The sequence below is a fragment of the Verrucomicrobium sp. BvORR106 genome (assembly GCF_000739655.1).
In the GTDB taxonomy this organism is placed as follows: domain Bacteria; phylum Verrucomicrobiota; class Verrucomicrobiia; order Verrucomicrobiales; family Verrucomicrobiaceae; genus Verrucomicrobium.
In genome coordinates, this window is sequence record NZ_BATR01000002.1 from 117,422 (window position 1) to 130,109 (window position 12,688).

Here is a 12,688-nt window from a genome sequence, read left to right on the forward strand (position 1 = left end):
GTCCACTTTTGGTATGGATCCGCCTTCCCCGCCCCGCTCATCCATCCGCCACCATTCATTACTCATTTCCTAGAACCCACACACCCGCCTATCCCAACCCCATCTCCCTCCAAGCTCTAGGACGCCTGGCGTCGCCGCTTGCGGAAGGCCAGTGGCGTCTCCCCCGTATGGATGCGGAACTGCCGTGTGAAGGCGCTCTGGTCATAGAACCCATTGTCCTGGGCGATCTCCGCCACGGACTTGTCAGAACCCAGCAGTTCGTCACTGGCCGCCTGAATGCGGGTGCGGATGATGAACTCCTGGACGCTCATGCGGAAGATCTCCTGGAACCTCCGGTTCAACTGCCGCTCAGAGATGCTTGCGAGGCGGGCCATGTCCTCCACCGGGATGCGCTCCTGGTAGTGGGAGTGCACATGCGCCACCACCCGCTGCACCTGCAGGTCATATGCTGCGCTACCCGGAGCGCCAAAGTAGGGGCGCACGATCCCCATCACCCCCACTGCCGCCCCGGATGTATCGTAGATCGGTAGCTTCGTGGTCAGGAACCAGTCCTTGGCCCGGGTGCGAGCGTAGAGGGCCTCCACCTTGTTGATGATGGGCTGCCCGGTGCTCATCACCCGGAGATCATCCTCACGAATGGCGCGCGCCACGGTGACGGGATGGATGCTCTCATCACTGGCCCCCAGGAGCTCCTCCTCATCCCTGACCCCGATCCGTTCCAGCGTGCCCCGGCTTACGGCAATGAAACGGCTCTCGCGGTCTTTGGCAAAGAAATCCGTGTCCGGCAGGTATTCGAACAGGGTGCCCAGCTGCCGGGCCACCCCGGGCTGAGCCAGGAATCGCATCTGAAAATCGCGGGGCGAGACCCTGGCTGCCCTGCCGGAGGCAGAGTGGGATTCATGGCTGCGGAAGGGTGGAAAAGGCAGGCTGATGCTCATGAGACTGCTGGGTGAGGGACGGCGAGTGGATGCGTTCGGGCCCTTCCTCCAGCCCGCGCCCGACAGGTTCTGCCACCAGCGTAAGCCGCCCCCCTGCCGGGCTCTACAGAACGAATGTTCTGTTTTTTCGAAGTCTGGTATGATGCAGAATCGACGTTCCTTATTTGCCCTCCCGCCATGCCGGATCACCTCCCCCACCGTCCCTCCCTGTTGATGATACTGGGAGCAGCATGGGCGCTGGCAGGGCTACCCGGCACCACGCAGGCGCAGCTCCCCATGGCCGGGGACTCGCCGTGGCTTTCCCGCGTCTGGAAGGTGGACGACGGCCTGCCGAACAATGATGTGACGGCCGTGGCCCAGGCGGCGGATGGAGCCATGCTCTTTGCCACGCCCAACGGCCTAGCCCGCTACGATGGCTGGCGCATGCAGGACAAGACGAGCCTGCTGGAGGGCATTCCCAGATCCGGAATCAAGGGCCTGCTCTCGACCCGGGACGGGGCCTTGTGGGTCATCCGTAAGGAATTGAGCCGTCACAAGGATGGGATCACCACCGTCATCGACAAGCAGGACGTTGGCTCCGTCCGGGGGCCAAACGCCTTCTTCGAGGCCGCGGACGGCACGATCTGGATCAGCTATGAGAACGGCTGGATCTTCCGGGTGAAAGAGGGGCAACTGCACGTGGCCGCGGTCGCGATCGGCTACAGCCAGCCACAACCGCAGCCGCCCGTTTACATGGTGGCCGAGGCGACGGACGGCACCATCTGGGCCACCGGGCCACAAACGCTGGCGAAGTGGGCCGGGGACCGGTTCGTGGAAGTGGTGCCCCTCCCCTCGGGGCCCAATGCCCTAGCAGGGGCGAGAGAGGGCGGCGCGTGGATCATCAACCGGGGAGATCTGCTGCGGTTCACGGAAAAACAGGGTGTCACTCCGGTGACCCGGCTGACGCCCCAGCCTCCGGGTTACCGTCCGTTTGCCCTGCTGGAAGACGCCCGGCACCGCGTGTGGATTGGCAGCTATGTCGGCGGCCTCTACTGCTGGGAGGACGGCAAACTTCAGACGGTCCCCATCTCCAACTCGGACGTGTGGTCGCTGAAGGAGGACCATGAAGGGAACATCTGGGTGGGCACGGGCGGAGGGGGCGTGTGCCTGGTGCACAGGCGTTTGCTGGAGCTGTTGAATGAACCGGAGTCCCCCATCTCACAAACTGCGCGCAGCATGTGCCGGGACCGCCAGGGCAACATCTGGATGGCGATGCAGACGGGCGAGCTCTATACCCGGCAGGCAGGCACGTGGAAGCATCTGACCGCCCCCCAGGACTGGCCCGGCCCCCTGGCCACCTGTGTCACGGCGGATGCCTCAGGCAATGTCTGGATCGCCTCCAGCCAGGACAGGCTGGTTCGATGGAATGACGGCCAGTATCACGTGGAGCCCCTGCCCGCCGCATCGCCGGGGAAGTCGCGCATTCGCGCCATTCATGCCTCGTCCTCCAGACGCCTCTGGATCATCCGCAGTGATGTCGTGATCACGGGCACGCCCGGAAGCTGGGAGCAACTGCCCACCCCCGGCGGATGTGGGGACGTCACCTCCCTGGTCGAGGCGGGAGGAGAGGCCCTCTGGGGCGGCACGAACAAGGGCCGCCTGCTCAAACTCACGCCCACCAGTGTGACAGATCTCACCCCTCCCGGGCTGGCGAGCAACTCCCTGCGCACCCTGCTGCAGGCGCAAGATGGCGCGCTATGGATGGGAACGGACGGTACGGGCATCTGTCGGTGGAAGAACGGCAGGCTCTCCGTGATCGGCCCCGCCCAGGGGCTGCGCCACGAAGTCGTCTCCCAGATGGTGCTGGATGGCAGGGACCGGCTCTGGGCGGCGGGGGACCGGGGCATTTTCCTCCTCTCCATGGAGGACCTCAACGCTGTCGCCGACGGCGCGAAACCCACCGTGCGCTGCCTCGCGTTTGGCACGGACGATGGCATCCCCAGCATGCAGGCCAACAGTGGCTACCATCCCAACACGCTGACGGACGCCGATGGGCGCATCTGGTTCGCCTCCCGCAGCGGCGTGGTCATTGCCGATCCTTCCATCCCGGGTGGCAACACGGCTCCGCCACCGGTCGGCATCGAGGAAATAGAGGCCAACGGCACCCTGGCGTGGGAGAACACGCCCACCGCCAGCCAGGACGTGCACATCGGTCCTAACATCCAGAGCCTGCGGGTGCAGGTGAGTGCGAAGAGCTTCACCGCGCCGGACAACGTGCTGCTCCAGCACCGACTCTCCGGGGTGGACACGGACTGGGTCGGCACCCCACGCGACCGGGTCGCGGCATATCAACGGCTGGGTCCTGGAAACTACACTTTCGAAGCGCGGGCCATGAACAACGATGGCGTCTGGAGCCGGCAGAGTGCCGTCATGAGCGTCATCATCGTGCCCGCGCTGTGGGAGCGGACATGGGTCCAGATTCTAGCCGGGATCGTGGCGGCAGCGATGCTGGCGCTCGTGGTCAACGCAATCACCACCTGGCGCATCCGTCGGCAGAACGAGCTCCTCAGGCACGAAGTTGGCCTGCGGGAGGAACGAGCCCGCATCGCGCGCGACATGCATGATCAGGTGGGGGCCAGCCTCACGGAGCTCTGCATGCTGTCTGACCTGGCCCAGGAGGAGCGCAACAATCCCGCCCACCTAGATCGACTGGCCCGCACGGCTCGCAAAGCGGTGGCGGACATGGATGAGATCGTCTGGGCGGTGAATCCGGAGCACGATGATCTGGCCAGCTTGCTGGACTACATCGCCCAACAGGCGCTGGACCAGACGGGGCCCGCCGGGCTGCGCTGTCGGCTGGACATTCCCGAAGCCGATCCCAACCGCCCCCTCACCGCGGACTTCCGCCATCACACCCTGCTCATCGTGCGGGAGGCCGTGAACAATGCCATCAAGCATGCCCAGGCCACGGAGATCCGCATTCAGGCCGCGCTGGGCGGGCAATCACTCTCCCTTGCCATCACGGATGACGGGCGGGGCATGTCAGATCAACCCTCTTCCGCACCGGGCAACGGGCTCAAGAACATGACCGCCCGCGCCACAGCCCTGGGCGGCACATTGGAGGTCGCCAGCGGCACGGAAGGCGGCACATCCATCCATCTCGAACTTCCCTGGCCCCAACGACCACCCCTCACATGAGCCACCCCCAACCTGTCACTGTCATGCCCATCCAAGTATCCATCGTTGAGGACGACAAGACCACCCGGGAGCACTTGATGTCCATCATCAATCGCGGCGAAGGGCTCGTGTGCACACGCGCTTACAGCTCTGCAGAGGAAGCCATCCGCGAGGTGCCGGGCGCCCCGCCGGATGTGCTGCTGGTGGACATCAATCTGGGCGGACGCTCCGGCATTGAGTGCACCGCCGTGCTCAAGTCCACGCTGCCCAAGCTCCAGGTCCTGATGGTGACCACCTACGATGACACGAAGATGATCTTCGAAGCCCTGCGCGCCGGGGCCAGCGGCTACATCCTAAAGCGCACCCCAGCCGCCGGCATCGTCGAGGCCGTGGTGGAGATTCACAACGGCGGCGCACCGATGTCAGTCCCGATTGCCCGCAAGGTGGTCTCCCACTTTCACAGCGAGAGCCGTCGCGACGTGCGGGACCGCCCCGAGTTCTCCGGGCTCACGCCGCGGGAGTTTGAGATCCTCACCCAGCTGGCCAAGGGGCTCCAGTACAAGGAAATAGCCGACCAGCTCGGCATCAGCACCAGCACGGTGCGCGGGCACCTGCACGTCATCTACGGGAAGCTGCATGTGCAGACCCGCACGGAGGCCGTCATCAAGTATCTGGGCCACCGGTAGCAGCCCCAGCCACCTCCGCGATCCGCCCGGGCTTCAGGTCCCGGGAGAGCCGACGGTACTGGCGGAAGGCCAGCGGCGTCTCCCCCGTGTGGTTGCGAAAGTGTTTGGTGAAAGAGCTCTGGTCGTAGAAGCCGTGCTCATGTGCGATCTCCGCCACCGGCTTGTCCGTCACCAGGAGGTCGTCACTGGCCGCCTGGATCCGAGTGCGCATGATGAACTCCTGCAGGCTCATGCGGAAGGTTTCCTGAAACCTCCGGTTGAGCTGCCGCTCCGACAGGTGGGCGATGCGGGCATACTCGGAGACGGGGATGCGCTCGCGGTAGTGCTCATGAATGTGGGCCACCACGCGCTGCACCTGCACATCCTGCACGCCGCTGCTGGCTCCGGGCCGGTACGGCCGCACGAATCCCATCACGCCGATGACCTCCCCCGCAGCATCATAGACGGGGAGCTTGGTGGTGAGGAACCAGTCCTTGGCCCGCGTCCGGGCAAAGAGCGCCTCCACCCGGTCCACAATAGGTTTGCCGGTGCGCATGACGTGAAGGTCATCCTCCCGAATGCTCCGGGCCACCGAGGGCGGATGAATGACGGAGTCGGCAATCCCCAAATACTCCTCCTCCTCCGAGGCCCCGATACGCCGCAGCATGCCCCGGCTGATGGCGACAAAGCGGCCCTCCAGGTCCTTTGCAAAGTACTCCACATCAGGCAGGTACTCCATGAGGTCAAGAAGCTGCCGGGAGTTGCCCAGCCGCTTGAAAAAGCGGGACTGGAACGCCAGCCCGTCCTCCTCCGTAGAAGCGCGGCGCGGGTTCCTTCCTACAACTATTTCATCAGGCAGTCTCTTCATCGGGGGCACTTCTGCCCCGGACCGGCTGGACACGCAGTCCGGGCATGCCACCACCTTGATGGGAAAACAGCCTCGTTTCTTGGTGAATTCCGACGAGCCGTTGGCAAAGTCAGACAGATTGTGGTTGGGGGGAGAACGTCTCTCCTGCGTCGCCTCTGGCGTAGTCCGATGGTCCCCATCGGCTCAGTCGCTACGCGGACACGCGTTCAAGATCCCTGAATGCATTCGCTGCAAGATGGAGGCAGAATCGCAGACGCCTCAGACCGCCACAACTCCTTCGGAGTAAAGATCGATCACTCTCCCACCCAACGTAGACTCGCTGGAAGCTCGCCAACGTTGGGCTTGTAGCCCCATCCTCTTCGAGGAAGAGCTTCGACTCAGTCACCGCCCAACCCAGCCCCCTACCCCGTGATCCGCCTCCGACGACGGAAGGCCAGGGGCGTCTCCCCGGTGTGCTGGCGGAACTGGCGGGTGAAGGCGCTCTGGTCGCAGAACCCGTATTCCCCGGCGATCTGGGCCACGGACTTGTCAGACACCACCAGTTCATCACTGGCCGCCTGGATGCGGGTGCGCATGACAAACTCCTGCACACTCATCCGGAATGTTTCCTGAAACCTCCGGTTGAGTTGGCGGTCGGAGAGGTGGGCGATCCTCGCCAGGGTGGAGACGGGCAGACGCTCGCGGTAGTTCTCGTGAATATGCTCCACGACGCGCTGGAGTTGCTGATCCTCCACACCACGGCGGGCGCCACCGCGATACGGACGCACAAAGCCCATCACGCCGATGATATGCCCATGCTCGTCATACACCGGGAGCTTGGTGGTGAGAAACCAGTCCTTGGCCCGTGTCCGTGCAAAGAGCGCCTCCACCCGGTCCACGATAGGCTTGCCAGTACGCATCACCTCCAGGTCATCCTCGCGGATTGCCTGGGCGATGTAGGGCGGGTGAATGGTGGAGTCCAGCACCCCGAGATAGTCCTCCTCCCGCTCCCCGCCGAACCGTTTCAGCATCCCGGCGCTGATGGCTACAAAACGGCCGTCTGCGTCCTTGGCGAAATACTCGACTTCAGGCAGAAATTCCAGCATGGCACGGAACTGCTGGTTGGTGCCCATGCGCTTGAAGAAGCGCGCTTGAAAGGAGCGGGGCGAGAGATTGTTTCCCGGATGGCTGGGCTTCTTGGCAGGTTCTGCGGCACTTGGATTGGCTTTCATGACAATGAGCGGACGGCATCCGGCACGACAACGGCATCCGTTGCCCCACCGGGAGCCACCCCTTCCGCAATTAAATGGTATGCCGGAACAAATTGCCAGCAAATCCCAGTTGGGACGCCATTTTCCCCAACTCCTTCCGGCTCATTGTGAGTACCCGCCCCAGCCCCAGCAAGCGCTTACTTCTGGCGCAGATCCAGGCAGACCACGCGGTCCTTCCGCCGCAGGATGAGCCTGCCTTCTGCAATCAAGGGCGTGGGACACCAGAGCGCTTCCACCTTGGTGCGTCCAGAGAGGCTGTAGGCAGCAGGGTCCGCCGCGAGACCGCGTAGGAACATCCCGTTCTGCTCCAGACTCCAGAGCCGACCATCGGCAAGCACGGGAGAGGAGATGGTGCTTTCCACCTTCTCGTCCCACCGCAGCGATCCGTCTGCCAGACTGGCGCAGAGGTGGCGGCCGCCTTCCATGAGATAGACGTTTCCGCCATGAATCACCGGAGATGAGGAATAGCGCGAAGCGAGCCAGAACTGGCTCCACTGCCGCTGTGGCGGACCTTCAGCCTGGGCACGGAAGGCCTGCAGCCCGGCCTCTTTGTCATCACTCAAAAACACCAGCCACTCCCCCTGAACCACTGGCGTGGATGGACCGCCTCCGGACAATTCCCAGCGCACAGCTCCCGTGGTGGGATCCACTCCGGTCAGCTTGTCTCCCGAGGCGCAGAGCAACACCTCCCCTTGAGCTCCCGCCTTCCACAGCACCGGGCTGGAGTGCCCGCCCTTGAGCTTGGGCTTCTGCCAGAGCACAGCTCCATCCCGCGTGGAGAGACAGTGCAGCCCCTCCGCCACGTACCAGAGCCGGGCCCCCACCACCAGAGGCGAGCTGCCCTGGCTCTTCCCGACCTCGCGCCTCCAGCGCAGCGCCCCGCTTTGCGCATCCACCGCATGGAGATGCGTACTGCCCAACGCGTACACAGTGCCATCAATCACCGTGCAGGTGGAGGACGCGGCACGATCCACTGGCTTGCCCGGGGCTTCATACTTCCACAGGGTCCTGCCGGTGGCCAGATCCAGACAGAGGATCACATCCTGCGCCTCCTTGACGGTGGCCGGAACGAGCTTCAAGAGTTTTTCCTGAACCTCCGGCGTGATCCCGGCATCCGTCAGCCACTTCACCATCTCTTCGTGAGAGGCAAAGGGTTGATCCACCTTGGGCCGGATCCTGCCCAGGACTTCCAGATCCACTGCTGCGGACTTTTGCCCGAGCCGCCACTCCGCCCAGGAGCCGAGGATGAGTCGCTGTTCGTCATTGAAGTGCTCCTGCACCCACTGCCGGACCTTCGTGTTCAAGGCCTCTCCCCGGAGACCGGCTGGCAGCGTCTTGCGCACTTGCTCGAGCTCTGCCGTAATCGTCGGCCCCAGGAGCTTGGTATCGCGATAGCCCAGTGAAACCAGGTGCTCGTCCTCTATCACGCGCTGGGTGGATGGCACATGCACATGCCACACCAGGCTCAGATAGATGCGGCCGTCCGCCACCACGGGACTGCCGTGACCGCCATCATGATCACTGGGGATGGCATCGCTCTGCCAGAGCACAGGCAGCCCTGCATCCGGTATGGATCGCACCAGCGGAGTCCGGTCGTCGCTGATGCCATTGCGCGCCGCTCCTCGCCACTGGTTCCACTCCGCGGCAACCAGCGACGTGGAAAACAGAAGCGAAAGCAAAGATCCGCAGGAGGAGATGAAGGGAGCCATGGCGGTAACAGGGTGCGTGCAATGCAGAATCGTGACCAATGAAACGCTGCGTGCCTCGGTTCTCATGCAGCTCCCTTCCGCTCGTGCCCTGACCACCTGCATTTCCGATTTCACACAAAAGATGTCAGTCCACCGCGCTCACGATTGCACGAGGCCATCCGTTGTACCGAGCACACCTTACTTGCTCCAATTCCCATGAAAAACCTGCTATTCACGCTGATTGCCCTGTGCATCACCCTGACAGCCCCGGCAGCTACCGGCCCTGTCAGAGTGCTCTTCCTCGGGCACGAAAACAACAAAGTCCACAACAGCAGCACCGCGGCGGCCCTGCTGATGCAGGAGTGCGGGAGGGATGCGATCTACTTCGACTTCTTCACCCAGCCCACTTGTCTGAACCCGGAGACGCTGGCCCGCTACGATGCGGTGATGCTCTACGCCAACCATGACAAGATCACGCCGGAGCAGTTCAATGCCTTGATCACCTTCATCGAATCCGGAGGCGGATTTCTGCCGGTGCACTGCGGCAGTGCCTGTTTTGGGAACGAACCCCGATTTGCCGCGCTGGTGGGTGCCCGCTTCAAGTCCCACGGTGCCGGGGTGTTCAAGGCCTCCACCGTGGACAAAGCCCACCCCATCATGAAAGGCGTGGCCGAGTACGAGACGTGGGATGAAAGCTACGTGCATGACCAGCACAACCCGCTGGGGCGCAAGCTGCTGGCCGAGCGCGAGCGCGAGCCCTGGACCTGGGTGCGTGAGCAGGGCAAGGGGCGCGTCTTCTACACCGCCAGTGGGCATGACAACCGCACCTGGAGTAATACGAACTTCCAACTCCTGCTGCGCAACGCGATCCTCTGGGCCATCGGCGACGCGCGCCGGGTGCAGTGGCAGGCATTCGTCACCCAACGGGAGCCGGAGAAGCGGGAGCGGAATCCCAACGTGGCCAACTATGAGAACCGGCCTGAGCCCATCACCTTCCAGCGCCCGTTCACCGTCAAGGGTTCGATGGAACGCACCCAGGTGCCTGCCGGCCTGCATCTTGAGCTCTTCGCCGCAGAGCCAAACATCGCCAAGCCCATCGCACTGGCGTGGGATGAGCGCGGTCGATGCTGGGTGGCAGAGACAGGCGACTATCCGCATGATGTCGCCCCCAACGGAGTGGGGCATGACCGCATCAAGATCTGTGAGGACACGAACGGCGATGGCCGCGCCGACAAGTTCACCGTGTTCGCAGAGAAGCTGAACATCCCCACCTCCCTGGTGCTGGTGAATGGCGGCGTCATCGTGGCGCAGCCTCCGCGTTTCCTTTTCCTGAAGGATACCAACGGAGATGACAAGGCGGATGTGCGGCAGGTGATCATGGAGGGCTGGGGCATCGGCGATACTCACGCGCAGGCCAACAATCTGCACTACGGCTACGACAACTGGCTCCATGGCTGCGTGGGCTACTCCGGCTTCAAAGGGCAGGTGGGCGGCAAGTCCCTGGCCTTCACCCAGGGCACGTACCGGTTCAAAATGGATGGATCAGAGCTGGAGTTCCTGCACCAATTCTCCAACAACTCCTGGGGCCAGAGCCAGAACGCCGCAGGAGACAACTTCGGCGGCACGGCCAACAACGCCCCTATCTTCTACGGCGGCATCCCCGCACGTGTCACCCCACCGGGGATGCGGCTCATGACGGCCAAACGCATCAACGTGGAAGAGAAGGTGCACGCCATCACGCCCAACTACCGCCAGGTGGACGTCTTCGGCGGCTACACCTCGGCCGCAGGCTCCGCCTTCATCTATTCCGCGAACCTTCCGCCGTGGCTGCAAGGCATGGCCATGGTGACGGAGCCGACCATGAAGGTCGTCTCCCTCATGGACGTGCAGCCCCAGGGCGCCGGCTATGTGGCGAACGATGGCTTCAACCTCCTGGCCAGCAGCGATGAATGGCTCTCCCCGGTGTTTGCCGAAGTAGGGCCAGACGGAGCCGTCTGGGTGGCCGACTGGCAGAACTTTATCATCCAGCACAATCCCACCCCCAGCCGTCAACGGGGCGGGTTCGATGGAAGAACTGGAGCCGGCGGCGCTCATGAGAACCCGCTGCGGGATCACGCCAGAGGCCGAATCTACCGGGTCGTGTGGGATCAGGCCCGGCCACCTGCCATCCGCTCGCTCAAAGGTGCAGCGACCGCCGATCTGGTCCGGGCGCTGGGCAGCGACACCCAGTTCTGGCGGCTCACCGCGCAACGGCTCCTGGTGGAAGGGCGCAAGCTTGACGCCGCTCCCTCTTTGAAATCCATCGTCAGTGGAAACAGCGGGCATGTAGGCGTCATCCATGCCCTCTGGACTCTGCATGGCCTGGGCGCCCTGGACCCCGCCACGCACAAAGCGGCCCTTGAAGCCAAAGATCCCGCCCTGCGTCGCAACGCCATCCGCGCCCTAGGCACGAGCGCCGACACTGCAACACTCTTCATCAGCACCAAGGTGGCCGCGGATCCGGATCCCGCCACCCTCCTCGCCGCTCTGGTGAAGCTAGCCGAGTTCCCACCCTCCCCTTCCTGGACACCACTGGTGGAGCAGCTACGCAATGACTCCATGGTGAACGGTGACGAATGGTTGCGCGAAGCCCTCAAGGTGGTGGAGCAAAAGCATGCCCGTCCCGGCGGTGGGACACCCGCTGAGGCTCCGCTGGCTGGCGATGTGAAGCGCGGTGAGCAGGTCTTCTACAAGCACCCTGCGGCTGCCTGCGTGCTCTGCCACACCCTCAGAGGTCAGGGCAGTACCGTGGGTCCGGCACTGGACCGCGTCGCCAGTCGCTTCCCCGCCGCCTACATCAATGAAAGCCTGCTTGAGCCCGGCAAGGTGTTGGCCAAGGGCTTCGAAGCGCTGGGCGCATCTCCCATGCCCCCGCTGGGGCTGGTGCTCAAGCCCCAGGAACTGGAGGACGTGAAGGCCTTCCTCATGACTTTGAAATAACTCCTGGTTCCTGTCGCCGCTCCTTGGGATGCTTCGTCAGCCTCCTCTACCCCTTCCCGCTTCTTCATCGTCTGGCCAGCACCCGGGCCACCAGCTTCAAGTCAGCAACAAAACGCGCCATCTCCTCCCTTCGAATCTCCGGATCCGGCTGGCGCAGGAGGGAGGAGGGGTGCACGGTCACCAGGGTCTTTTCACACCATGTGGTTTTCATGAACTCACCACGCAAGTCGCCTATCTTCGCTGGATGCTCCAGCACCGTCTTGGCGGCGGTGGCACCCAGGCAGACGAGGATGCGCGGCTTGATGATGGCCAGCTCCGCCTTCCACCAGGGCTTGCACGCATGGATCTCTGCCGGCACCGGTGTCTGGTGCAGGCGGCGTTTGCCCTGCCGCTTCCACTTGAAGTGCTTCACGGCATTGGTCACATAGCAGGTCTCCCGATCAATGCCCGCCTCCTGCAGTGCCTGGTCCAACAACCGGCCGGCGGGACCGACAAAGGGCTTGCCCGAGAGGTCTTCCTGGTCCCCCGGCTGCTCTCCGAGGAAGACGATCTCAGCAGACACATGCCCCTCGCCAAAGACGGTCTGCGTGGCGTCCTTGTATAGCGGGCAGGCCTTGCAGGTGGCCGCGGCATCGCGCAGCACCTCGAGGTCATCCGTATCCGGCACATCAGCGGGATGCGCCTCCTTCAGTCGCGATTGCAGGGCATGACTGCGCGCCATCATGACCTCCACACGGGGTGCGGCCTGCTCCAGCAGGGTCGGGATGATGGCGGCCTCTGGCAAGTTTCGCCAGTATTTCATCGGCATCTCCGCCAGCATGGCGTGGGTCTTCACGCGGGCAGGATTGAAGATGTGCGCGTAGTATTGGAGCCAGAGGGACTCCATGGCATCCCCGGTGGGGGCATCATGGCGGCTCACCCCGGGTGTGTAGGTGGCCTTCACGCCATCCCAGTGGAGGCAGCGCTCCGGCGTGAGGATGGACCACTGCATGCCGGCGAAGCGGTCAATGAAGAAGGGGGCGTTGAGTTCCAGAATGTGGTGTTGAGGTTCGAACCACGCGACATACAGCACCTGCCCCTCATGGACCACCTCACGGAAGCGGACAAAGGCCCGCATCTTGTGCACATCCCGCCGCACCGACTT

8 protein-coding genes are annotated in these 12,688 nt (G+C 63.7%); 3 read left to right on the forward strand and 5 right to left on the reverse strand.

Going from position 1 to position 12,688, the window contains the following annotated elements; all coding sequences use genetic code 11:
- Positions 1-116: 116 nt before the first annotated feature.
- Positions 117-938, reverse strand: coding sequence for an AraC family transcriptional regulator (locus BV106_RS00530; RefSeq protein WP_051944603.1), 822 nt, complete (start codon positions 936-938; stop codon positions 117-119).
- A gap of 177 nt (positions 939-1,115) precedes the next feature.
- Between BV106_RS00530 and BV106_RS00535 the strand changes: the two genes are divergently transcribed.
- Positions 1,116-4,115, forward strand: a complete 3,000-nt coding sequence (locus tag BV106_RS00535) for a two-component regulator propeller domain-containing protein (RefSeq protein WP_038158781.1) — start codon at positions 1,116-1,118, stop codon at positions 4,113-4,115.
- Positions 4,116-4,138: 23 nt separating this feature from the next.
- Complete coding sequence (locus BV106_RS00540) at positions 4,139-4,780, forward strand: response regulator transcription factor (protein ID WP_038158841.1); 642 nt, start codon at positions 4,139-4,141, stop codon at positions 4,778-4,780.
- On the opposite strand, the gene BV106_RS00545 is transcribed toward BV106_RS00540, so the two are convergent.
- The 3 genes from BV106_RS00545 to BV106_RS00555 all read right to left on the reverse strand — a co-directional run bounded on the left by BV106_RS00545 (position 4,758) and on the right by BV106_RS00555 (position 8,586).
- The gene (locus tag BV106_RS00545) at positions 4,758-5,627 is read right to left on the reverse strand and encodes a helix-turn-helix domain-containing protein (protein ID WP_051944606.1); all 870 of its coding nucleotides are present in this window, start codon (positions 5,625-5,627) and stop codon (positions 4,758-4,760) included. The genes BV106_RS00540 and BV106_RS00545 overlap by 23 nt on opposite strands.
- A 401-nt stretch (positions 5,628-6,028) precedes the next feature.
- A complete protein-coding gene (locus tag BV106_RS00550; RefSeq protein WP_051944607.1) occupies positions 6,029-6,838 on the reverse strand; it encodes an AraC family transcriptional regulator in 810 nt (269 codons plus the stop codon).
- A 176-nt stretch (positions 6,839-7,014) separates the two neighbouring features.
- The gene (locus BV106_RS00555) at positions 7,015-8,586 is read right to left on the reverse strand and encodes a PQQ-binding-like beta-propeller repeat protein (protein WP_038158784.1); all 1,572 of its coding nucleotides are present in this window, start codon (positions 8,584-8,586) and stop codon (positions 7,015-7,017) included.
- Positions 8,587-8,781: 195 nt separating this feature from the next.
- Between BV106_RS00555 and BV106_RS00560 the strand changes: the two genes are divergently transcribed.
- Positions 8,782-11,544: a PVC-type heme-binding CxxCH protein gene (locus tag BV106_RS00560; RefSeq protein WP_038158786.1), complete on the forward strand. Its 2,763-nt coding sequence runs from the start codon at positions 8,782-8,784 to the stop codon at positions 11,542-11,544.
- Positions 11,545-11,608: 64 nt separating this feature from the next.
- Here the strand turns inward: BV106_RS00560 and BV106_RS00565 are convergent.
- Positions 11,609-12,688: UdgX family uracil-DNA binding protein (locus BV106_RS00565; protein ID WP_038158851.1), on the reverse strand; the 1,080-nt coding region annotated here is incomplete at its 5' end.